We start from the raw sequence: 24,217 nt of genomic DNA, 5'->3' as shown, positions 1-24,217 counted from the left end.
TATCGACGCCTGGGCGTGGCTTCCCACGTCAGGCGTCGATTCGCGGCGCGCCCGGTACGCAGACAGGTAGCTTGAGGAACTGATGGCTGACAACGAGGGCACGCCCGACCAGACGACCGAGATCGTGCTCGCCGATGCGGACGCGATCGATCCCACTGGCGCCGGGGACGTTTCGCAATCCGCCCCGCGGACCGATATATCCGTCGCGGAGCTGCGCGAGTGGCTGCGCCGCTGGGTCGCCGACGCGACCGGTCAATCGATCGAGCAGATCACGGTGGACCGGCCGATGGAGGAGTTCGGGCTGGCCTCACGCGATGCCATCGCACTCGGCGGTGATATCGAAGAGCTGACCGGTGTGGTGCTGACGGCGACGATCGTCTATCAGCATCCGACCATCGCGTCGCTGGCCGAGGTCGTCGTCAACGGTGAGCCGGAGTTGCCGCAGGAATCCGCCGACGATTCGTTCTACACCGCCGGTTACCAGCCGGGCGAGGCGCACGATATCGCGATCGTCGGCCTGTCCACCCGGCTGCCGGGCGCGGGCGATACCCCCGAGTCGACCTGGGAATTCCTGATCAACCGCGGTGACGCGATCCGGGAGCGTCCCGAGGGCCGGTGGGACGAGTTCACCAGCGAACCCGCGGTCGCCGAGGCGGTCGCCGAGGGCAATACGCTGGGCGGCTACCTCGATCAGGAGGTCGTCAAGGGCTTCGACGCGGAGTTCTTCGCGATGTCGCCGATCGAGGTCGAGCGGGTCGATCCGCAGCAGCGGCTGGCCATGGAGTTGACCTGGGAAGCGTTGGAGCACGCCCGAATTCCGGCCAGTGAGCTCAAGGGTGAACCGGTCGGTGTCTTCATCGGTTCGTCCAGCAATGAATTCCAGCTGATCGCCGCGCTGGGACTCGGCACCCCGGATCCGACTGTGCCCGCCTCGGCCGAGGCATACGCCATCATGGGCAGCGTTTCCAGCATCATCCCCAACCGGGTGTCCTACTTCTTCGACTTCCGTGGCCCGTCGGTCGCGATCGACACCGCCTGCTCATCCACGATGGTCGCGGTGCACCAGGCGGTGCGCTCGCTGCGCGACGGCGATTCGAATCTGGCGCTGGCCGGCGGCGTGAATATGCTGCTGTCGCCGATGGCGACGCTCGGTTTCGACCGCAATGGCGGTGTCGCAAAAAACGGTCGGATCAAGGCTTTCTCGTCCGATGCCGACGGTATGGTCCGCTCCGAGGGCGGCGGTCTGGTCGTGCTCAAGCGGCTCGCCGACGCCGAGCGTGACGGCGACAAGATCTACGCGGTGATCAAGGGTTCCGCGGTCAACAATGACGGCCGGTCCAACGGTCTGCTCGCGCCCAACCCGGATGCGCAGGCCGAGGTGCTGCGCCGGGCCTACCGGGACGCCGGTATAGCCCCCTCGACGGTCGACTACATCGAGGCGCACGGCACCGGCACCCTGCTGGGTGACCCGATCGAGGCCGATGCACTCGGCCGGGTGGTCGGCCGCGGACGCGAGGACGATAAGCCCGCGCTGCTCGGTTCGGCCAAGTCCAACTTCGGTCACCTGGAGTCCGGCGCGGGTGCGGCCAGCCTGGCCAAGGTGATCATGGCTTTCCAGCACAATGTGCTGCCGCCGAGCATCAACTTCGCGGGCCCGAATCCGTATATCCCGTTCGACCAGGCGCATTTGCAGGTTGTTGCCGAGCCCACGGAGTTCCCGCGTTACAGCGGCACCGCGACGGTCGGCGTTTCCGGATTCGGTTTCGGTGGTACCAACGCGCACATCGTCCTGCAGGAGTATGTGCCCGCCGCGGCGTCGGTGGCCGCTGTGGCGCCGGTAGCTGCCGAGCCGGTGGCCGCGGAGGTCGACGAAGAGTCGACCGATGTGATCGAGGAAGCCACCGAGATCGTCGAGGCCGCGGAAGCCGTTGTGCCCGAGGCGGAGTGGTCGACCGAGCGGGATGAGCCGCTGCCGGTGATCATCGCCGTTTCGGCCTACCTGCCCTCGCGGCGTCGGCGGGCCGCCGCGGATCTGGCCGACTGGCTGGAATCCGATGCGGGGCGCGATGTTCCGCTCGCGGATGTGGCCCGGTCCACGGCCAAGCGCAGTCACGCGCGTTCGCGCGGTGTCGTGCTGGCCAAGACGCACGAGGAGGCCGTCGCCGGTCTGCGCGCCATCGCGGCGGGTAAGCCGGGGTTCGGTGTGTTCACCGCGGATGCCCCCGCCGCCAACGGCCCGGTCTGGGTGCTCGCCGGATTCGGCGCGCAGCACCGCAAGATGGGTAAGCAGCTCTACCTGGAGAATTCGATCTTCCGCAAGGCCGTCGACGAGGTCGACGAGCTGGTGCAGGACGAGGCCGGGTATTCGGTGCGCGAGATGATCCTGGACGACGCCCAGGATTACAACGTCGGCACCTCGCAGGTCGGCATCTTCACCATTCAGATCGGTCTGGCCGCACTGTTGCGCGCGCACGGCGCGCAACCCGATGCGGTGGTCGGTCATTCGATGGGTGAGGTGGCCGGGGCCTACATCTCCGGTGGCCTCGTGCTCGAGGACGCGGTGCGCGTGATCTGCGCCCGTTCGCGCCTGATGGGCGAGGGCGAGGCGATGATCAGCGATGACGATGTGCGCAATATGGCGCTGGTCGAGCTGAGTGCCGCCGATGTCGAGGCGATGCTGGTCGATTATCCGGATGTCGAATGCGCGGTGTACGCGGCGCCGACGAATACGGTGATCGGTGGTCCGCAGGATCAGGTCGCGGCGATCGTGGCCAAGGTCGAGGAGGCGGGCAAATTCGCCCGCGTGCTGGCGACCCGCGGCGCCGGGCACACTTCGCAGATGGATCCGCTGCTCGGTGAGCTGGCGGCGGAACTGGCCGGTATCGAGCCGACCAAGTTGACGGCGGGCCTGTACTCGACCGTCAACAAGGAACAGTTCTACCGGCCCGGCAGCGATCCGGTGCACGACGAGGCCTACTGGGTCAAGAACATGCGCCACTCGGTGTACTTCACCAATGCGGTGAAGCTCGCGGTGGACACCGGCCACACCACCTTCCTGGAATTGGCGCCGAATTCCGTTGCGCTGATGCAAGTTCTGGGCACGACCTTCGCGGCGGGGGTGCACGATGCGCAGCTCATCCCGACGCTCAAGCGCAAAGAAGACGAGTCGGCGGGCGTAATCTCCGCGCTGGCACAGCTTTACGTGCACGGGCATCGCGTCGATCTGCCGTCGCTGCTGCCCGCGGGCGGCTACGCCGATATTCCGCGCACCGCATTCCTGCGCAAGCAGTACTGGCCGAAGGCGAAGATGGCCGGTGGCGGCGGCAATGCCCGCGTGCCCGGTGCGCATGTCGCGCTGCCGGACGGCAGGCACGTGTGGGAGGTGCAGGCCTCGGCCGTCACCGATCTCGCGGTGCTGGTGAAAACCGCTGCGGCACAGGTACTCAGCGAGGTCTCGTTGGGCGCGTCGGTCCCGCACGCGGTGCTGCCGACCGCTGGAACGCTGACCACCACGTTGATCCCGCACCTCGGTGGCGCGTCGGTACAGGTGCATGCGCGCGAGGGTGCGAGCTTCCAGCTGCTGTTCGAGGCGGTCGTCGCCTCGGGTGCGCCGCTGCCCGAACCCGTTGTCGCCGCTGAGGTTCCGGGAGCCGAGGTCGCGACCACCGGCGAGGCCGATCTGGAGATCGTCGAAACCTTCGGTGAGCGTTGGGATCCGGCGGGCAGCCAGACCCTGGAGGAGCGGCTGGCGCTGATCGTCGCCGAGTCCATGGGTTACGCGGTCGAGGATCTGCCGATGGAAATCCCGCTGATGGAGCTCGGCCTCGACTCGCTCATGGCCATGCGCATCAAGAACCGGGTGGAATACGAATTCGATATTCCGCAGCTGCAGATCCAAGCCGTGCGCGATGCCAACCTGAACGAGGTCGGCAAGGTGCTGCATTACGCCATCGAGCACCGCGACGAGGTGCAGGCGATTGCCGATAAGCAGGCGGCCGGTGAGGAGATCGCGGTCGACGGCGGATTCATCGCCGCGGCGCGTGCTGCGGTTGCGGCGGGTGCGGACCCGGCGGCCGTGGTGGCGAATGCCGCTGCCGGTGAAGGGGTTTCGCTGGATACCGAGAACACCTCGGTGCAGGCGGAGGCCGAGAAGATCGTCGTCGAGGCGGAGACGGCCGCCGGTATCACCGGTGCTGCCGCCGGTACCGCCGCGCCTGCCCCGGCCACTCCCGCGCAGGCCGCTGCGGCCGAGGCCGACGAAGCTGCGATCGAACGCGCTCTGGATACCGAGGACACCACCGCGGTGGGTGGGGCCGAGGCCGTGGCTGCCGCTGCGATCTTCGGCGGTCAGCCCACTGGTGCCGATGAGGACGATGTGCCGCCGCGTGATGCCGCCGAGCGGTTGACCTTCGCCACCTGGGCGATCGTCACCGGTAAGTCGGCGGGTGGAATTTTCAATACCCTGCCGATCCTGGAGGAGGAGGTCGCCGAGAAGTTGGCGGCCCGACTCACCGAGCGGATCAAGGCGGAGGTCACCGTCGACGACGTGCTCGACTGCGAGACCATCGAGCAACTCTCCGATATCGTGCGCAATCTGCAGGACAGCGGTGCGGATGTGGACGGGTTCGTTCGCACGCTGCGCCCGCGCGCGGAGGGCTCGGATGCGGTGCCGGTCTTCGTCTTCCACCCTGCGGGTGGCAACACCCTGGTGTACGAACCGCTGCTGAAGCGCCTGCCCGCCGACACCCCGATGTACGGCATCGAACGTGCCGACGGCGATATCGAGGACCGTGCCAAGCAGTACGTGCCGCAGCTGCGCCGCATCCAGGGTGACGGCCCGTACGTGCTGTACGGCTGGTCGCTCGGCGCGGTACTCGCCTTGGCGGTCGCGCATCTACTTCGTGCCGAGGGCGCGGAGGTTCGCATGGTCGGCCTGATCGACCTGGCCATCCCGACCGAGCCGGAGGACAACAGCCCGGAGGAACGGATTCGCCGTATCCAGCGCTACCAGGCATTCGCCAAGAAGACCTATGGGGTCGAGGGCGAACTGCCGCAGGAGCAATTGGAAGAACTGGCGCTGGCCGATGACGAAGATCAGTTCAAGATGATCAGCGATCTCGTCAAGATCAGTGGAACCAAGATTCCGGGCGGTGTGCTCGAACATCAGCGCACCTCGTGGATCGAGAATCGCGCGTTGCAGAAGCTGCGCCCCACCCGCTACGAGGGCGACGTCGTGCTCTATCTTGCCGATCGCTACCACGACGGCGCGATCGAGCTGGAGCCGCGTTTCGCGGATCGGCGGCCCAATGGCGGTTGGGATGAATACATTCCGAACCTCGAGGTTATACATATTCCGGGTGACCACCTCCAGATCGTTGACGAGCCGCGGATCGGAAAGATCGGAGCCGACCTCACCGCGAAGCTTGCCGTTTTTGCCCCGTAGGGGTGCACCTGATGAGAGGGGCCAAGTGAGCACTACTGCCGAGAAACTTGCCGACCTGCGAAAGAGACTGGAATTAGCGCAGGAACCGGCGGGCGAAGCGGGGGTGGCGAAGCGGGCTGCAAAGGGAATTCCGAGCGCTCGCGACCGGATCAATATGCTGCTCGATCCGGGTACCTTCGTGGAAATCGGTGCGCTGGTTCGCAAGCCGGGTGATCCATCGGCACTGTACGGCGACGGTGTGGTCACCGGGCACGGCCTGGTCGAGGGCAGGCCGGTGGCGGTTTTCTCGCACGACCAGACCGTCTACGGCGGTTCGGTGGGGGAAATGTTCGGCCGCAAGGTCGCCGCTGTCCTGGAGTTCGCGACCAAGGTCGGCTGCCCGGTGGTCGGCATCAACGATTCCGGCGGCGCCCGGGTGCAGGAGGCGGTGACCTCACTGGCCTGGTACGCCGAGCTGGGTAACCGCGCCGAGCCGCTATCGGGCATGGTGCCGCAGGTTTCGATGATTCTCGGCAAGTGTGCGGGCGGGGCGGTGTACGCCCCGATCAATACCGATGTGGTGGTGGCCACGCACGAGGCCTACATGTTCGTCACCGGGCCCGGCGTAATCCGGGAGGTCACCGGTGAGGACGTCAGCCTCGAGGAACTCGGCGGCGCCGATAGCCAAGCGCAGTACGGCAATATCCATCACGTCGCCGATGACGAGCAGTCCGCGTTCGAATGGGTGCGCGCGTATCTGGGCTTCCTGCCGACGAGCTGCCAGGAACAGCCGCCGATCGTGAATCCGGGGCTGGAGCCGGAGATCACCGAATCGGATCTGGAACTGAATTCGATTGTCCCGGACTCGGATAACTCCGGGTACGACATGCACGACATCCTGTTGCGCATATTCGACGACGGTGATTTCCACGAGATCGGCGCCTCGGCGGGGCGCAATATCATCACCGGATTCGCGCGGGTGGACGGCCGCAGCGTCGGTGTGGTCGCGAATCAGCCGATGGTGTCCGCCGGTGCGCTCGATGCCAGGGCCTCGGATAAGGCCGCGCACTTCGTGCGGATGTGCGACGCGTTCGAGATTCCGCTCGTATTCGTTGTCGACACACCGGGATTCCTACCCGGTGTGGAACAGGAGAAGATCGGCGTCATCAAGCGCGGCGGCCGCTTCCTGTTCTCCTACGTCGAGGCCACCGTGCCGAAGGTGACCGTGGTAATCCGCAAGTCCTATGGCGGCGGATATGCGGTGATGGGTTCGAAACAGCTCGGTGCGGATGTGAATCTGGCCTGGCCGACCGCCCGGATCGCGGTCATGGGCGCGGAGAGCGCGGTCAGCCTGATCGGCCGCAAGCAGATCGAGGCGGCGCCGGAAGACCAGCGCGCCGCGGTGCGTCAGCAGATGATCGACTTCTACAACGCGACCGTCGCAACCCCGTGGGTCGCCGCCGAGCGCGGCTATATCGACGCCGTCATCGAACCGTCGACCACCCGCCTGGAACTGCGTCGCGCCCTGCACCTCCTGCGCGATAAGGCCCTCGTCCGCAACCCCCGCAAACACCACCTCCTGCCGCTCTGACGGGATCGGGCCGCATCCCCGGCGGGATACGGCCCGATGCTCTTCGTGGCAGCGGAAGTCAGGCGATGGTCGCCGACTCGATGATGACGTCGTCCTGCGGCACATCCTGGTGCATGCCCGACGAACCGGTGGATACCGCGGCGATCTTGTCGACCACCTCGGAGCCCTCGGCGACCTTGCCGAAGACCGCGTAGCCCCAGCCCTGCGGGTTCGGCGCGGTGTGGTTCAGGAAGCCGTTGTCGGAGATGTTGATGAAGAACTGCGCGGTGGCCGAATGCGGGTCGTTGGTGCGGGCCATCGCAACGGTGTACTTGTCGTTCTTCAGGCCGTTGTTCGCTTCGTTCTGAATCGGGGGCTGCGTGCCCTTCTGCTGCATCTCGGGGGTGAAGCCACCGCCCTGGATCATGAAACCCGGAATGACGCGGTGGAAGATGGTGCCGTTGTAGTGACCGGCGTTCACATAATTCACGAAGTTCGCGACGGTGCTCGGGGCCTTCGCGTCGTCGAGCTCCAGCACGATCGGTCCGTAGTTGGTTTCGAGATTCACCTTTGTCATAAAGCCCACCTTTCCATCCCTATGGCAACCGGTCAGCAGTTCGGGTCGACTTTGCTGACCATGAAGGTCGCCGGCGTTGTAGCCGCACCCGTCTGCGCGCTTGTGCAGCCTCCAGTTCGCTGTGGCCGCACATATCGGCATTGCCGACCACGCGGCTCAGCTCAGGTTTTCGAGCGAAGCGAGATCGAGCATGCGCCGTTCGCGGCCCGGCTTGCGTCCGGGTGGCCGAAGCGCATGCGACGCAGTCGCGAGTCTCGGCCGCGCCGCTTGCGACTGCTTGCAGGTCGCTCGAAAGGGTCGGACGCAAGCCACGAGGGGGCCGCGAACACGCCGTGCCGCAGGCGCGGCAAATCCAACACAGCTAGCATTGCCAACCGTGCCCGACGCCGCTACCGCTGTCTTGACAAAACCGCCCGCCGCGCCCGAAGTCGCACCGAGCGATTTCCGAACCGCGCGCCTCGTCGCGCTGGTCGCCGGTGTGCTCGGCGCGCTGTTCGCGCTGGCAGCCCCGTTCTTACCGGTCAGCCAGACCACCGCGACGCTGAACTGGCCGCAGGACGGCGCCCTCAACAGCGTGCAGGCGCCGCTCATGTCGCAGGTGCCCATCGATCTCGACGCGCGCATTCCGTGTTCGGCAATCGATCAGCTGCCGAGCTACGGCGGGATGCTGCTGGCTACCGCGCCGCCGCAGGGCGACCGGGCCTCGCTCGAGGCGTTGTTCGTGCGGGTCTCGGACACCACGGTGGATGTGGTCGACCGCAATGCCGTGGTCGCCTCGGCCGAGCGTGCGCAGCTGGGCGCGTGCACGTCGATCACCATCGGCTCCGACATCAATCGAACCAGGGCGTCGTTCGACGGTGTGACCACGACGATCGAGCGGCCGGTCGAGGGCGCGGCGCCCGGGACGACGCAGAAGGTCGAGGTGCCGGTCGAGGGGCAGCTGAACGGTGATCTGCGGCCGCAGGTGGTCGGCGTGTTCACCGATCTGAAGGGCGCGGTGCCCACCGGCCTTTCGTTCCACATGACGGTGGACACCCGGTTCTCCTCCAGCCCTACCCCGGTCAAGTTGATCGCGATGATCGCGGCGGTGCTGTGCACGCTGATCGCGCTCGGCGCACTGGCTCGGCTCGACGGCAGTGACGGGCGCGGGCACCGCCGGATCCTGCCCGCCAACTGGCTGAAGCCGAACTGGGCGGACGGCGCGGTCGTCGGCACGCTGCTGCTGTGGCATTTCGTCGGCGCCAACACCTCCGACGACGGCTACATCCTGAGCATGGTGCGGGTGGCGCCGCACGCGGGCTATATGGCCAACTACTTCCGCTGGTACGGCGTGCCGGAGGCGCCGTTCGGCTGGTACTACTACGTCATCCAGGCCTTCTCGGAGATCTCCACCGCGAGCCCGTGGGTCCGGCTGCCCGCGCTGTTCTGCGCGATTCTCTGTTGGATGGTGATCAGCCGCGAGGTGGTGCCCCGGCTCGGGCGCGGTGTGCGCAACAACAAGGTGGCGCTGTGGACCGGTGGGCTGGTCTTCCTGGCGTTCTGGCTGCCGTTCGACAACGGTCTGCGCTCGGAGCCGATCGTCGCGCTCGGCGCGCTGCTGACCTGGGTTTCGATCGAGCGAGCCATTGCGACGGGTCGGCTGCTTCCGGCCGCGGTAGCGATTCTGGTGGCCGCGTTCACCCTGGCTGCGGCGCCGACCGGTCTGATGTGTGTGGCGGCGCTGCTCGCCGGTATCCGGCCGCTGGTGCGGATCGTGGTGCGGCGGCATCGGCAGTTCGCGGCGCAGGGTGTCGGCAAGTGGGGTTCCACGCTGCCGCTGCTCGCGCCGATCGCGGCGGCGGGTCTGCTGGTACTGATCGTCGTCTACACCGACCAGACCTTCGCCGGTATCCAGGAGGCCAACCGGGTGCGGCAGGTAACCGGCCCGAACCTGGCCTGGTACGAGGACTACCTGCGCTACTACTACCTGTTCGTGGAGACCGTCGACGGATCGCTGTCGCGCCGCTTCGCCTTCCTGATCATGCTGCTGTGCCTGTTCACCACCATGCTGGTGCTGTTGCGGCGCAGGCAGGTTCCCGGCATCGCCAGCGGTCCGACCTGGCGGCTGATGGGCGTGGTCTTCGGAACCATCTTCTTCATGATGTTCAACCCGACGAAGTGGACCCACCACTTCGGCGCGTACGCGGGCATCGCCGGATCACTGGCCGCGGTCACCGCGGTGGCGGTTTCGGCAAGTGCGTTGCGGGCCAGGAAGAATCGGGCGATCTTCCTCGCCGGATTGCTGTTCGTGCTGGCGATCGCGTTCTCGGGCATCAACGGCTACTGGTACGTGTCCAGCTTCGGTGTGCCGTGGTTCGACAAGCGGATCTCGCTGCACGGCTACCAGTCGAACACGCTGATGCTGGTGCTGTTCGGGCTGGCGCTGGCGCTGGTCGGCTGGTCGGCGCTGCGCGAGGATTACACCAAACCGCAGCCATCGGCGAAGTCGGTGCGCGGCAAGCGGATTCGTAAGTTCGCCGCCATCCCGCTGACCGTCGTCGCCGCGCTGATGGTGCTGCTCGAGGTGTGCTCGCTGCTCAAGGGCGCGGTGTCGCAGTACCCGGCGTATTCGCTCGCGCGGTCGAATTTCGATGCGGTGCAGGGCAATTCGTGCGGTCTCGCCAATGACGTGCTGGTGGAACCGGATGTGAACAAGGGCAACGGCATGCTCACGCCGATCGTCGATCCGGCGAATCCGCCGAAGAACGGTGATCCGCTGGCCGGCGCCGATCCGGTCGGCTTCGATCCGAACGGTGTGCCCGAGAAGCTCAGCGCCGACACTATCGAGGTGAAGCCGGGCACCGGCAATACCTCCACCCAGTCGGTCGGCCCGGTCGGTGCGGACGGTCAGAACGCGGGCACCGACGGTGGTTTCGGCGCGACCGGTGTCAACGGCAGCCGGGCCACCCTGCCCTTCGGCCTCGATCCGGCCACCACGCCGGTAATGGGCAGCTACCAGCCGGGCGTGCAGCAGCCCGCGCATCTGGTCTCCAGCTGGTACCAGCTGGCGCCGCGCTCGGATGATCGTCCGCTGGTGGTCATTTCGGCCGCGGGTCGCATCCTGTCCATCGACGACACCGGCGACACCCGGTACGGCCAGTCGCTGACCGTCGACTACGGCAAGCACCTGCCCGATGGCAGCGTGCAGATGCTCGGCACCTACCTGCCGCGCGATATCGGTCCGTTCCCGTCGTGGCGCAATCTGCGCATCCCGCTCGACGAAATCGCGCCTGATGCAGATGCGGTGCGCATTGTCGCCAACGACCCGATCCTGATCGGCGATCAGTGGTTGGCCTTCACCCCGCCACGGATGCCGAAGTTGGCTACGCTCAACAGCTTCATCGGCTCCGAACAGCCGGTGCTGCTGGACTGGGCGGTCGGGCTGCAGTTCCCGTGCCAGCGGCCACTGGACCACAAGAACGGTGTGGCCGAGGTGCCCGGGTACCGGATCCTGCCGGACCGGCCACTGGCCATCAGCTCGACGAATACCTGGCAGGCCGAGGAATTCGGCGGCCTCCTCGGCTTCGGTCAGATGCTGGCGAAGTCGAGCACCGTTCCGACGTATCTGAAGAACAACTGGGCGCGGGACTGGGGTTCACTGGAGCGGTACGACCAGTACTACCCGAATGCGGTTCCGGCCAAGTTGGATACGGGTACGGCCAGCCGTTCGGGGCTTTGGTCGCCCGGACAACTGCGTGTGTTCTAGTTCGTGAGACAGACAGGCCCGTCGAATTCGGCGGGCCTGTTCTCGTTTCGGGGCCGAGATGTACTCAGCGCCCACTCGTCTTCGGTTCCGCCGGTCCCACAGCATCCGGGCGCTCAGGCCAACAGTGTCCGCGGTGACGAAAGGCCGCGGCGTCGGGTGTTGGCCGACGCAACGGCCTGGTGGATGGCGTTCGGTAATCCGGCGGGGTCAGACCTTCGTCATACGAAGCCCCAGTTCGCGACGGAGTAGCTCCTGCGGGGTCTGGCGGGATAACACGCGCAGCAGCGCCGGTCGAAGCTCCCGTTGTTCATCTTCGGTGAGCAGTCCGACGAGGTCGCGCAGATCCATATCATCGAAGGCCGCGGTCATGAATAAAAGGTTAAGGCCAGCTTCACGTGTGGGAAGGCTTTCGCGGCCAACATTTACGACACGGTCACGCTGGTTCACCGTCGTAACGTGCGCGGGCCGCGAGCACTTCATCCATGCGCTCCTCGGCCCACGTTTTTATGGCCCGCATCACAGGCCGCAGGCTGTGGCCGAGCGCGGTGAGTTCGTAGTCGACGCGGACCGGCACCTCGGCGGTGATCCTGCGCTCCAGGAGGCCGTCGCGCTCCAGGGTTCGCAGGGTTTGGGTGAGCATTTTGGGGCTGACGCCGGAGATGACGCGGTTGATCTCGGCGAAGCGCAACGGGCCGTCGGCGAGGGCGTTGAGTATCAGGCTGACCCATTTGTCGCTGATGCGGTCGAGCAGTTGGCGCGTGGGGCATTCGGCCACGTAGGCGTCGTATTTCTGTTTTGCCAGGTTACGGCGTTGTGCCGCGGTTGTTGTCGCCATCTGCTTCCCCTGCTGCCTGTTACGCACTTCTGGGTAACTACTACCTAATGGATAGTAACTCGCTCTAGGTTTGCCGATGTACCCGACAAGCGATAAGGAGCGCCATGCGTGCAGTAGTAGTCCGTCGACCCGGTCCGGAGGCCGTCGCGGAGATCATCGAAGTGCCGACGCCCGAGCCGGGTCCCGGTGCCATTCGGGTGAAAGTCGCTGCGGCAACGGTCAATCCGGTGGATCTCATGGTTCGCAACGGCGTCGGCGGTACCCCGTTCGCCGCCCCGCGCGATCAGTGGGGGATCGGATGGGATGTCGCCGGTGTCATCGATGCTGTCGGTGCCGGTGTCGATTTCACGGTCGGTCAGCAAGTGATCGGCATCAGCGACCGTCTCGACGTCTCGTTGGCAGCGCAAGCCGACTATGTCGTCCTCGAAGCCCAAAACGCGGCCCCCGCGCCGACTTCCGTACCGGCAACCGCCGCGGCCACCATCCCGCTGAACGGCCTCACCGCTCTCCAGGCCCTGGCCGCCCTCGACCTGACAGCTGCTGATTCGCTCCTCATCACCGGAGCCGCAGGCGCGGTAGGCGGCTTCGCCGTCGAACTGGCTGCTGCCCAAGGCCTTCGAGTAATCGCCTCAGCTTCACCTGCCGACGAACCCACCGTCCGCGCCCTCGGCGCCACCGACTTCATCCCCAGAGGAGCGAACCTTGCGGATGCCGTCCGAGCCCTCATACCCGGCGGCGTGGACGCGGCCCTCGACGCCGCGGTCCTCGGCCCCGAAACCCTCGCCGCCGTCCGCGCCCGCGGCCGCTTCGTCTCCATCAGCGTCCCCGCCACCCCGATCCCCTTGCGCGGCACCGAGGTAACCACGGTCCTGGTCCACGCCGACCGCCCCCAACTCGACGAACTCGTCGCATTGGTCGACAAAGGCCACCTCACCCTCCGCGTAGCCGAAACCTACCCGTTGGATGCGGTAGCCGCCGCCCACCAGCGCCTCGCGGAAGGTGGTCTCCGCGGCCGCCTCGTTCTCATTCCCTGATCCGTCGAATTATGTTGAGGCCGAGAGAAGTTGACTCACGCGCTGGTGCGAAGTGCCGATCAGTGCCGCAATATCGCGCACGGGCAGTCGCTTCGCCGCCAACTCCTTGGCCAGCGCGGCTGACTTCGCCGTGATCTGCTCTTGAATGTCATCGGCCATGGCGCGCAGTGCGCGCAGCTCCTCGGACCGTGTCAGCGCCTCAGCGGTCAGTCCGACGTCATCGAGAACCACATGAACCTCGACATTCGACGGCGCGACATCCATGGTCACGGCGATGTAGTCCCTGGCTTCGCGCGCAACCTCGGACAGTCGCCGCGCCTGGGTGAGCGCGTCCTCGCCGAGTTCGGGAATGGCCAGTGCCCACCACCGGCCCTCTCGGGATACACGAACTGTGTACGCCATCAGACACCTCCTTGACAGTCGCACGGCATGATCGCCTTGCGAATCACGCGGACCACGCCGGGACGGATCGTGCGATGTCCGTCTGGAACCGTGACAGTGTGTCGGCCGTCGCGGCATTGCCAAAGGCTGTGACTGCCTTTCGCATCGCGCTTGCGGCTCCATCCGGCATCGGTCAGTTCCTTGATGATCACACGGGTCGCGTGTTCCGCAATCCTCAGTATTGTCTAGTTGATAGACGATGGCAAGGCTAGCAACTAGACGTTTGATCAGGGACAGGGCGGGGATGCCGAACGCGAAAGCTAGCGCGCCCGGATCGGGTCGGCTTTCTTCCAGCCGTTGACCGATTTCACGGTGGTGGCGATGGTTGCGGGGGTGGCGGTGGGGTCGTAGCGGGTGAATTGTTCGAGGGAGCCCCAGTCTCGGGTCCAGTTGTGGGCGAGGTAGGTGGGGATGGTCTGGGATTTCAGGATCAGACCGGTCCAGCCGAGGGGGCCGCCGCCGATATCGTCCTGCCAGGCATTGGAGGCGTCGGAGCCGACGCGGTCGGGCAGGATGCGCCAATCGGGGACCTCGGCGACGCCGTCGTGGTGGTCGAACGGGCGCTGGCAGGGGAAGGCCAGGCCGACGTGCCAGTCCAGCAGGACCGGGGCGGTTTCGCCGACAACGGAATTCAGCGTGGCCAGATGCGGCAGCCGGGGCGGGGTGACGGCCAACCACTGTTTCTGGGTGATGTCGTTGTCGACCGCGACCAATCGCACCGCGTTCACTCCGGCGGGCAACTTGTCCAGTGGCACACGGAGATTGCGCCAGGACGGTGCGGGCCCGATATCGAGCGGATCCACCGAACCGAGCGTTTGCACCGCGCCGTCCGCTCCGCGAACGCCGTACTCGAGGTGCAGTTCCTGCCCGTAGGTGAGCACACCGTCGGCATCGATCGAGCGGATCCGCCCCGCCGCGGTTATGGCGAGCACCTGGTAGGCCGGGTCATCGCGCATGCTGTCGGTCAGATCGAGCCGGTACCACTGTGAGGTGAGCTTGGCCTGCTGCTGATCGGCCCCGTCCTGGTAGCTGCCCATGATCGGGGTCCGCGCCGGATCCAGGCCGAACGGCAATGCCACTGTGCTGCCGTTGATTCCGGCCTGTTGCGTGGTGCCGCCGCCGGTGCCCGCACCGGTCGTTTTGGTGGTCTTGTTCTTCGAATCCTTGTTCACCGAATTCGCACCGCCGGTGACGGTTTCCTCGGCATCGGCGGTGAGGTCGGCGGCCACCCCGTTGGACGTGAAGCCCTTCGATTCGGTGGACAATCCGTCGGCGGGGGAGCCGGTGTAGGGGAGCAGCAGCGAATTCGCGGTATCGGTCTCCACCAGCACCTCGTTGGCGAGCGCGCAGGTATTGCCGCTCAGCGATTCGAGATTCGACTTGGCGATCGAGTACGCCGGGTACTGCGTGACCGCCGCCTTGGCCAGCGACGCCACCTCGAACAGCACGAGCAGCGCCGCCGCGATCGTCAACGGCGCGGAGGCATAACGCTCGAAACGGCGTGGCGCATCGGTCTTCTCGCGGTACGGCTCGCGATAGTGCAGCCACACCGCGACGATCAGCGCCACCCCGCTGAGCCCGAGAAACAGCGTGGACAGGCCCTTACCCGCGACCAGCGGCGCCTTGTCCCACCACGGCACACCATAACTGGATACATACCACCAGCCATTGGATCCGGTGAAGGTGATCGCCAGCAGGAACAGCACGGCCGCCGCGAACAGCGCCCGGTTGCGCGGCGAGCGAATCCCATTGGTGCCCACCGCAACCGCCGCCAGCGCCGCCAGCGACCCGGCCAGCCCGGCGTAAACGCCGAAGTGGTGTGTCCATTTGGTCGGCGTGAACATCATCAGCAGCAGCGAGGCGAAGACGATGCCGAGAATCCGCACCGACGGCCCACGCGACGTTCCCGGAATCCGTCCCTTGCGCAGCACCTGCAGCACACAGACCAGCAGGCACAGCAGCATGATCAGCACACCGAACCGCCGCGCCAGCGATCCGTCCGGCGAGAGCATCAGCAGCGAATCCCACCGCGTCCGCTCGTCGAACCAGGCGACATTCGGCCCGACGAGGGTGCGCACCCGGGTCGCTTCCATTACCGTCGCGAGCGTCTGATCGGCGAAAACGACTACCAGCACGAGCGTTCCTGCGGCCAGGCCCGGTGCCAGCAACGCGGCATATCGGAAGAAGGTGGCCAGGCGTGAGGTGCTCCGATCAGTACGCACGTCGACGCGAGTCTGTCGTCCTGACTGTTCGGCACTCGGATTTCCCTGGTCCCCACCAGGATTCGCGGCATAGGCGGGCTCTCTTCCGACAGTGTCGGGTTCGTCGGCCAATGTGCCGGCCGCATCGCGCGCCCGCCGAATAATGATCTGCAGCACCGGCCGCGAACCGGCGATCAGCGCCGCCACGCAGATCAACCCCGTGGGACCGGCCGCCAGCGAGAACGCGGCGATCAGCACACCGACCGCGGCGGGCAGCAGCCGTCCGGTCGCAATGGCCCGCTCGATCGAGCACCAGGTCAGCAGCGCACCCGCGGCGATCAGCGGTTCGGGCCGCAGGCCGTTGTCGTAGGGCAGCCAGAACGCGAGGAAGACCAGACCGGCGGTCCACAGCGCCACCTTGTTCCTGCGCACTCGAGCGCCCAAGCGCGGCAGCACCTCTCGGCTGATCACCATCCAGCACACGATGCCTGCGGCCAGCGTCGGCAGCCGCATCCACGGGCTGGCATCGGAGACCTTGGTCATCCAGGCCAGCACCTCGTAGGACCAGCCGAACGGCGCCTCGGGCACCGCGAACCAACGGTAGTAGTTGGCCATGTATCCCGAATGCTCCGAGACGCGGGCCATATTCAGGATGTAGCCGTCGTCGGAGGTATTCGCGCCGATGAAATGCCACAGCACCAGGAGCCCGAGCACCGCCACATCGGCCAGGGTGAACCGCCACCAGTGCGCGGGCAGGAACCGGCGCGCCCGCCGGCCATCGGCATTGTCGAGCAGGTGCAATGCGATCAGCGCGATGATCGTGCAGATCGCCGCCGCGATCATGGCGCCGAGCTTCAGCGCGGACGGGGTCGAGGAGAAGCGGGAATCGATATCGGCGTGCAGCTTCGCGCCATCGAGCTTCGCGGCATCCAGATCGGTGAAGACGCCGACCACCTGCGGGCGGATATCGCGGCTGATGGTGTTGCGGAAGGGCGAACCGTCCTGGCGTTTCGCACCGACGAATTCGACCGAGGTCGCGGCCGCCGTCGTGGTGATGGTGACGGACTCGCACCCGGCGATCTCCGCGACCGGCGCGGACAGCAGCGGCACATCACGCTGCAGCACGGCGAGCGTGCCATCGGTGACCGAGACGATCAGTCCCTTGGCACTGGCCTGGCCCGAGGCGTGCGGAATGGTCGACAGCACCGTGCCCGACCCGGCCGCGGCCACCACCGAACACGGCAGCGTCGCGTCCAACCGCAGCGGCACATACGAAACCAGGGGCGCCTCGACACTGGTACGGCCCGCCTGGGGCCAGTCGAGCGCGGCCTGATCCTGTTTCACCGGAAGCAACGGCGTCAACAGTGCCAGCACGAATCCGAGCAACCCGGAGACGAGGGCGATCAGGCGGTTTCGGGTGAACGCTGCAGAAGTTCGGTCCGGTCGCACGAGGCACCATGCTAGCCACCCGCATTGGTGACGCTCGCCACCGAGATCACCGCCGCCGCCTATCGCAGCTGCCGGACGTCCCAGAGCCACACGTCGTCGACCTGTCGCGGCGCGACGCCGAGCAGTTGCGTCACGGTCGTGCGCAGCACCTCGGAGTTCTTGGTTGCGGGCAGGACCATCACGTCGGCCTCCCAGAAGCGCAGGTCGTCGAGTGCCTGTGCGCGGGTGTCGTCGTCGATGGGCGGTACCACCCCGGTGTCCAGGGCGCCGACGAGCAGGGCGGTGGTCGGACGGAAGTCGGGTCCGTAGATGCCCTTCTTGTTCGCGCCGGTCGGGCCGACGAAATAGCCGCCGGCGAGCGGGAAGTCGAAGTCGGCGTCGGCTTGCCAGCGCAATGCCTGCGCGTCGGGGGGACGCGGCGGCGGCACCATGACAACCGAGCCGCCACTCACGTACTTCTTTACCGTCCCGTCGGCGAAGAACTCCGGAGTCGGTGCGCGCTCGATCACCGGAAGGACGGTTGGGATAAGCGGAGCCAGGGCCAGGGCGAGCGCCGGGAACCAGGCCAGCGGCCGCCAGTCGACCGGCGACTGCTTCCACCAGGTGAGCGCCTGCTGGGTTGCCAGCGCCAGCACCGCACCGATGGCCGGAATCGCGGCCATGGTCAGCCGAGTCTCCAGCACCGTATTGAGCAGCGGGACCAATTCGGCCCAGCGCCACGGCAATTCGAACCCGGTCGACACCTTGCCGAACATGGCCGTCGCACCGAGTGACAGCACTCCGAAGACAACCATCACCGCGGTCGCCGCCCGGACCACCCGGTTGCGCCACAGCAGCGCCACCGTGACCAGCAGCAACAGCAGCAGTGGCCAGCCGAAATAGGCGTTCTGCTCGGTGTCGTTCATGGACACGTACTGGCCGGGCGCGAACATACCGCCGAGCGATTCGGCGGGGAACTGCACGATGGCCTTCAGATCGTTGCCCATCGGCCCGTGGTCGATCGAGCGATAACTCTGCGGCCCGAAGAACTGCCACCACAGCGGAATTTCGGTGAGCATCAAGGTGATCCCCGCAGCCAATGCGATGGTCGGGGCGAGCGCACGCACTACTTGCCAGCCGATGCGCGGTGTGTGCAGGTAGTACACGAGGCCGAAGAGTCCGAAGGCCAGTGCGAAGATCAGCAGCGGTTCCTCGCCGAGTGCGATCTGCAGCGCTACCAGGAAGCCGAGCGTGACGGCATCGCGAACTCGCCTGCGTGGCTTGGTCGTCTCCGCACCCGACACACGTCGCGCGATGCGGATCAACAGCAGCGCGATCACCGGAAGCAGCGCCAGCAGCACGAAATTCGGGTGCGCATTGGCATGGGAGATCATCGCGGGCGCGAAACCACAGAACAGTCCGCCGATCGCGGCGCTCGGCCGGGACTCCACCAATTCCCGGGAGAACAGCCAGTACCAGGCGAAGGCGGTGGAGGCGAGGCCGAGCGTGAGGACGAGCACGAAGGTGACGGTCGGTCCGAACAGCAGCGTGACCGGCGTCAACGGCACCCCGACCCCGAACATGGCCGTATTGGCCATCATGTTCACCCCGGCCGGGAAGTTCTGCAGATTGGTGCCGAGCGGATTCTCCAGATGCGCCACCGAATGTGCGGTGACCGCGAAGAACCACTCCCACATGGTCTGGTCCTGACCGCTTTTGATCAGGTACCCGCTATGTGTGTTGCGCCACTGTCCGGACAGCACCGTGACGGCCAATGCGAGATAGCTCACCGAGGCGACCAGATCACTGCGATCGACCCGGATCCGTCTCCGCTTCGCGGTGCGCTGCTCGGGTCTGGCCCCGCCAGCCGGTGTCGATCCCTTGGTGACGACGCCTACTGCTGGTGGTGCTTCGACCTGCAAAACAAACTTCTCCCGTAAGTGGTCAGATCAGCGATCCACCGTAACCGAATACCCTGTGAACCGCCTCCCCGCGCCTTCAGGCCGGACTCGAGTGCCGCGACGCCGCTGTTGGCGGCCGCCGGTCAGTGCCCGGCTGGGTTGGCAGTTCCCCACGAGTTACCCATGTCCTCGCGAAATCATGCGTCGAGCGAGCGCACCGGCCGCGCTGATGAGTCGGGTGGGCGGCGTCAGCGATTGACGACGATCAAGGTGAAAGGGCCGATATTGGTAGTGGTGAAGTGTGGGTCCGCGAAGAGCTCCTTGGGGAAGCTCACGGTGTAGCGCTTCACATTGGGGTCGTTCGGGTAGACGTCCTTGGCCAAGCGCAGGGTGTAGGTATCGCCGCTGCTGCGGAAGAGGAACGCATCCGGTGCGCGCCACGGGGTCTTGCCGAGTGCGTCGACCAGGGCGGCGGAGGAGTTCAGCTTGCTCCACGACTCGATGGTGGCGGCGCGGCCCGCGAAATCAGCCAGCGGGTTCGCATAGTGCGAGGTGAGCGCCTGGAAGCCGTAGTACGGGTAGAACGAAAGGAAGCTGGTGTCGGCGGTGAGGACCACCGAATCCGAACGTGGACGGCCGGTCTGCGCGATCAGTGCCGCATCGATTTCGCGGTAGTACGACGCCGCACCCGGTGCCCGCTTATCGGCGCGTTCGCCGTTGCCGTCGGTATCGGTGTATGCGGTGGTGATCTCCGGCTTCAGCACCTGCGGGATGTCCTGTGTGAACGCGAGCGCACCGACGACGGCAACCACGACGACGGCGAACTTGAACCGCGCCGGCTTATCGAGTGCCTGGTAGGCCGCCCGCGCGCCTTCGACGAAGCCGAATGCACCGGCGGCTGCCAGCAGCACTTCGAGCACGGGCGTCAAGCGGAACGAGAGCAGGGTGGTACCCGCCGCGGTCGCCGTCATCGACAGCAGACACCACAGATAGATCGCCACCACGCCGATCCCGAGGGCCTGCGCCCGCCGCGACGACGCCGCCCGCAACACCAACCACACCGTCCCGAGCAGGAAGAACGCCCCCGAAAGCGAGAACTCCGCCATCGGCAGCGGCAACTGCGCCCCGCCCTCGGGCAGATAGTGGAATGCCGTCCCCGAACTCGGCATCGTCCCACCGAGCATCTTCAATACGAACGGCAGCCAGACGACCAGCGCCACCACACCCGCGATCGCCGCAATGACAACGAGCCGAACCAGCGGCGGCACCGCGGCCCGCCACACCGAACCCGACCCGCCGTCGCCGGTGCCGTGCCGCGCTCGGTCCGCCGCCCGCTGTGCCCGCATCGCGAGCCCCGCCGATACGAGTCCCATCAGCCCGACCGCAAAGGCCGCCACCACGAAATACAGCGTGTAGAACGACGCCGCCATCCCGAGGAACAGCCCCGCGCCGAGCACCGCTCCCCAACCCCCGGCAGTCGCGATGCCAGCCGATGTGGTGCCGTCTTGCACACCGTTGCCCGTTGCGACTCCGCCATCAGATGCAGCGCCGCCATTCGATGCGGCGGTGTCAGTTGATGCGGCGGTGTCAGTTGATGCGGCGGTGTCAGTTGATGCGGCGGCGTCAGTTGATGCAGCCGCGCCACTTGATGTGCCTCTGTCGCCCGATCCGGTGGCGCCACCTGACGCACCAGCGCCGCGCCGTGCCACATCGCGAACAGCAGCGCCCGACACCTCGAACGGCCGGTACAACGCACCCCACGCAAGAATCAACGCGGGCGGCAGCAGCAGCACGATGACCGCGCTGTACGCCTCCGGGGAGGCATAAGCCACCGTCACTGCGGTCGTCGCCGCACTGACCGCGATCGCCCAGTCGGCGCGAATCAGCTTGGACCACAATACGAGTGCGATCACCGCGACCACCGCGAGCGAACCGATGGCGTACGGCTTGAACGCCTCCCAGCCATCCATTCCGAGCACATTCGCCACTCGGCCGCCGATCCAGAACCAGCCGGCCGGATAGAACGGCGGCAGGTCGGCGTAGGTCATATCGTGCAGCGCCGCGCTATCGGTCAGCCGCGTCAGATATTCGGTGCGGAATTCCTGGTCCACCGAGACGCCGAACAAGTACAGCTTGGTCGCCGCCAGCGGCATCCCCAATGTCACCGTGACGAACGTCGAAATCCCGACCCAGGACAGTACTTTCGCCACCCACGGCCACCGCCGCGCCCGCACCAGCCAGATCGCCACCCCCAGCAGCACCGCCGCGCCGACCTGTCCGACCGTGGTCAACGACCTGGTCACATTGGACGAGTTGAATGCGGGCCACTGCACCATCGAAAACGCCACCAGCCCAACGGCGGCAACGATCGCGGCCACCACGGCAGCCAGCAGCGCCTCGCCGATCCCGGAGCCGATGTGCCGGATCAGCAGCGCCCCACGGCCGCGCTCCGGTGCGGAGTGCTCGGCGCGTTCTGCCGTGACTGTGCTCAACGGAGTGCTCCTTCGACAATGCGACGGCTCGAGGTCGGCTCCGAACTTGCCACGCCGCCCGGCCGCTCGCACGGGCAGGGTGCCGAATGCCACATCGACCGGTCCCGGTGAACCGCGAGGATGGCATCCACCGAAATGGCACAGTGGCGTGCGCTGATGCCGGACTTGCTGTCACGTTGGGCACCGAACTCGCCGGGCAGCCACGGAACGCGTGTTGCTGATATAGACGAGCCGCACCTGTCCCGCGCAGCGAATGCGCGGCCGACAGGGTGCGGCTCGGGGAAATCAGATGGGCAGCTTGCGGAAGATCGGGCGCGGGATGTGGCGCAGGATCATCATCACGAAGCGGAAGGTGCCGGGCGCCCAGACGAGCTCCTTGCCCCGCTGCGACGCCGAAACCGCCAGTGCCGCAATATCTTCCTTGTTGACGGTGAGCGGAGCCTCTTTGACGTGCGCCGAGAACCTGGTCCGCACCATGCCCGGCCGGATCACCAGCACGCGCGGTCCGTACGGCCGCAGCGCCTCGCCGAGTCCCAGGTAGAAGCCGTCCAGTCCGGCCTTGGTGGAGCCGTAGACGAAGTTCGAGCGACGCACCCGCTCACCGGCCACCGAGGACATGGCGATGATCCGCCCGAAGCCCTGCTTCTTCATCTTCTCGCCGACCAGCACACCGACGGAAACCGCCGCGGTGTAATTGATTCCGGCGACCTGCACGGCCTTGCGCTGGTTCTGCCAGAGCTCTTCCGGATCGCCGTCCAGGGCGAACGCGACGATGGCGACATCCACATCGCCGCCGTCCCAGGCCGCGTCGATAACCCTGGGATGGCTCTCGGTGTCGAGCGCGTCGAAGTCGATGACGTCGACCTGCGTCGCACCGGCCGACTTCAGCTCGGAGACGGCGTCCTCGCGCAGCGGATCACCGGGCAGTGCGGCCAGGATGATGCGCGCCGGACTCTTGCGCAGGTACTCGGCGCAGATCGCCAAGCCGATCTCCGAGGTACCGCCGAGCAGCAGGATGGTCTGCGGGTTGCCTACGGCATTAATCACTGGAGCTCCAGCCTTCTCGCCATATCGGACATGAAAACGCCTGTGGGATCGACACTTCGGCGGATCTTGATCCACTCGTCGATCCGCGGGTACATCTGGTGGAAGGTCTCCGCGGTAGTGCGCGAATCCTTCGCGGTGTACAGCCGCCCGCCGAACTCCGTGACGCGGCGGTCCAGCTCGCTCACCAACTCGTTCAGACCCGGCTTGATCGGGAAGTCGACGCAGATGTTCCAGCCCGGCATCGGGAAGCTCAGCGGTGCGGGATTGCCCGGTCCGAACAGCTTGAAAACGTTCAGTGCCGAGTAGTGCCCGGAGCCCTGGATATCGATGATGATCCGCTTGAACTCCTCGACCGCCTCGGTCGGCACCACGAACTGGTACTGCAGGAAGCCGTTGGAACCGTAGCCGCGGTTCCACTCCGCGATCATGTCGAGCGGGTGGTAGAACTGCGTCAGATTCTGCACCTTGCCGGTGTAATTGCCGCCCATGGCGTAGTACGCCTCACCGATGGCCTGGAGCGTGAGCTTGTTCATGGTCCAGTTCGGGAAGATGTCGGGCACCGTCATCAGCTGCGGCGCGTCGAACTTCAGCGGCTTCTTGCGCAGGCGCTTGGGTAGTTCGTCGACCTTGGCGAGGCGGCCGCGGGTGATGGTGGCCCGGCCGAGCTTCGGCAGCGGGCTGATCACGTCGAACCACGCGCTCGAGTAGGTGTAGTTCGCCTCGCTGCCGTCGCTGTGCGCGGCGATGGTCTCGTCGAGCGTCGTGGTCTTCACGCCGTCGTTGAGGAAGTACGCCGTCTCGGTGGGTGCCATCTCGATGGTCGCGCGCAGGATGATGCCGGTGAGTCCGTTGCCCCCGACGGTCGCCCAGAACAGCTTGGCATTGCGCTTGGGCGTGATGTGCTGCACCTGTCCATCGGCGGTGAGCAGATCGATCGAGCGCACGTGGTTGCCGAAGCTGCCCTCGCTGTGATGGTTCTTACCGTGGATATCGGAGGCGATGGCGCCGCCGATCGTCACCTGACGGGTGCCGGGTAGCACTGGAACCCACAGCCCGAACGGCAGCGCGGCCTTCATGAGCTGGTCCAGGCTGACGCCGCCGTCCACGTCGACGATCCGGGTGTCCCGGTCGATCCGGTGGATATTGTTCAGCGCCGTCATATCGACGACGAGGCCGCCCGCGTTCTGCGCGTGATCGCCATAGGAGCGGCCGAGCCCGCGCGCGATGATGCCGCGACGCAGGTGAGCCGGCTTGGAGTCGTTGTCCTCGGCGACCATGGCGACGGCCTTGGCGATCAGTTCGGGATCGCTCGTCGAGAGCACTTCGGAAGATGTTGGTGCGGTGCGACCCCACCCGGTCAATGCCTTGGTCCGCGTCGGCAGCGCATAGGTGCCGTCGGCGACATTGCCGGTGTTACCGGTTGTGGTGGCGGTCGGAGCTTTCGTGGACATCGGCATAGAGGCTACATGCATGAGCCGATATGCGGTCGGCGTCGCCATACTCCCCAGTATGTGAGGTCCGACA

General features: G+C 66.3%; 14 protein-coding genes. 4 read left to right on the top strand and 10 right to left on the bottom strand.

All coding sequences use genetic code 11. The features are described 5' to 3' along the window. Positions 1-82 precede the first annotated feature (82 nt). Both pks13 and ACZ60G_RS33595 read left to right on the top strand, forming a co-directional pair. A complete protein-coding gene (gene pks13 / locus ACZ60G_RS33600) occupies positions 83-5,443 on the top strand; it encodes a polyketide synthase Pks13 (protein ID WP_465815280.1) in 5,361 nt (1,786 codons plus the stop codon). A 25-nt stretch (positions 5,444-5,468) separates the two neighbouring features. After that, complete coding sequence (locus tag ACZ60G_RS33595) at positions 5,469-7,013, top strand: acyl-CoA carboxylase subunit beta (RefSeq protein ID WP_465815279.1); 1,545 nt, start codon at positions 5,469-5,471, stop codon at positions 7,011-7,013. A 58-nt stretch (positions 7,014-7,071) separates the two neighbouring features. Here ACZ60G_RS33595 and ACZ60G_RS33590 read toward each other — a convergent pair whose 3' ends face one another. Beyond that, positions 7,072-7,569, bottom strand: a complete 498-nt coding sequence (locus tag ACZ60G_RS33590) for a peptidylprolyl isomerase (RefSeq protein WP_465815278.1) — start codon at positions 7,567-7,569, stop codon at positions 7,072-7,074. 376 nt (positions 7,570-7,945) lie between these two features. Between ACZ60G_RS33590 and ACZ60G_RS33585 the strand changes: the two genes are divergently transcribed. Then, entirely contained in the window at positions 7,946-11,314 is a 3,369-nt protein-coding gene (locus ACZ60G_RS33585; protein ID WP_465815277.1) for an arabinosyltransferase domain-containing protein, read from the top strand. 207 nt (positions 11,315-11,521) lie between these two features. On the opposite strand, the gene ACZ60G_RS33580 is transcribed toward ACZ60G_RS33585, so the two are convergent. Together ACZ60G_RS33580 and ACZ60G_RS33575 are read right to left on the bottom strand one after the other, a co-directional pair. Continuing rightward, positions 11,522-11,683, bottom strand: a complete 162-nt coding sequence (locus ACZ60G_RS33580) for a hypothetical protein (protein ID WP_169814469.1) — start codon at positions 11,681-11,683, stop codon at positions 11,522-11,524. A gap of 64 nt (positions 11,684-11,747) precedes the next feature. After that, a complete protein-coding gene (locus ACZ60G_RS33575; protein WP_465815276.1) occupies positions 11,748-12,149 on the bottom strand; it encodes a winged helix-turn-helix transcriptional regulator in 402 nt (133 codons plus the stop codon). Between the two features lie 104 nt (positions 12,150-12,253). Between ACZ60G_RS33575 and ACZ60G_RS33570 the strand changes: the two genes are divergently transcribed. Next, positions 12,254-13,183, top strand: coding sequence for an NADP-dependent oxidoreductase (locus tag ACZ60G_RS33570; RefSeq protein WP_465815275.1), 930 nt, complete (start codon positions 12,254-12,256; stop codon positions 13,181-13,183). A 9-nt stretch (positions 13,184-13,192) separates the two neighbouring features. Here ACZ60G_RS33570 and ACZ60G_RS33565 read toward each other — a convergent pair whose 3' ends face one another. The 7 genes from ACZ60G_RS33565 to ACZ60G_RS33535 form a co-directional block, all read right to left on the bottom strand. Further along, the gene (locus ACZ60G_RS33565; RefSeq protein WP_465815274.1) at positions 13,193-13,585 is read right to left on the bottom strand and encodes a hypothetical protein; all 393 of its coding nucleotides are present in this window, start codon (positions 13,583-13,585) and stop codon (positions 13,193-13,195) included. Next, positions 13,585-13,776 (bottom strand): type II toxin-antitoxin system HicA family toxin, encoded by a 192-nt coding sequence (locus ACZ60G_RS33560; protein WP_465815273.1) that lies wholly within the window; start codon positions 13,774-13,776, stop codon positions 13,585-13,587. The genes ACZ60G_RS33565 and ACZ60G_RS33560 overlap by 1 nt, the downstream gene beginning before the upstream one ends. A gap of 108 nt (positions 13,777-13,884) precedes the next feature. Next, positions 13,885-17,274, bottom strand: coding sequence for an arabinosyltransferase domain-containing protein (locus ACZ60G_RS33555; RefSeq protein ID WP_465815272.1), 3,390 nt, complete (start codon positions 17,272-17,274; stop codon positions 13,885-13,887). A 59-nt stretch (positions 17,275-17,333) separates the two neighbouring features. After that, a complete protein-coding gene (locus ACZ60G_RS33550; protein ID WP_465815271.1) occupies positions 17,334-19,175 on the bottom strand; it encodes a glycosyl transferase in 1,842 nt (613 codons plus the stop codon). A 227-nt stretch (positions 19,176-19,402) separates the two neighbouring features. After that, entirely contained in the window at positions 19,403-21,580 is a 2,178-nt protein-coding gene (locus tag ACZ60G_RS33545; protein ID WP_465815331.1) for a galactan 5-O-arabinofuranosyltransferase, read from the bottom strand. A 351-nt stretch (positions 21,581-21,931) separates the two neighbouring features. After that, positions 21,932-22,693: a decaprenylphospho-beta-D-erythro-pentofuranosid-2-ulose 2-reductase gene (locus tag ACZ60G_RS33540; protein WP_327094567.1), complete on the bottom strand. Its 762-nt coding sequence runs from the start codon at positions 22,691-22,693 to the stop codon at positions 21,932-21,934. Further along, positions 22,690-24,144 carry an FAD-binding oxidoreductase gene (locus ACZ60G_RS33535; protein ID WP_465815270.1) on the bottom strand — a complete coding sequence of 485 codons (1,455 nt, stop codon included), beginning with the start codon at positions 24,142-24,144 and terminating at the stop codon, positions 22,690-22,692. Before ACZ60G_RS33535 ends, ACZ60G_RS33540 begins: the two co-directional genes overlap by 4 nt. Positions 24,145-24,217: the final 73 nt, after the last annotated feature.

It is taken from the genome of Nocardia sp. NPDC102475, assembly GCF_055584605.1.
Note: the sequence above shows the minus strand (reverse complement) of the source record. Positions and strands in the feature narration are given on the sequence as shown.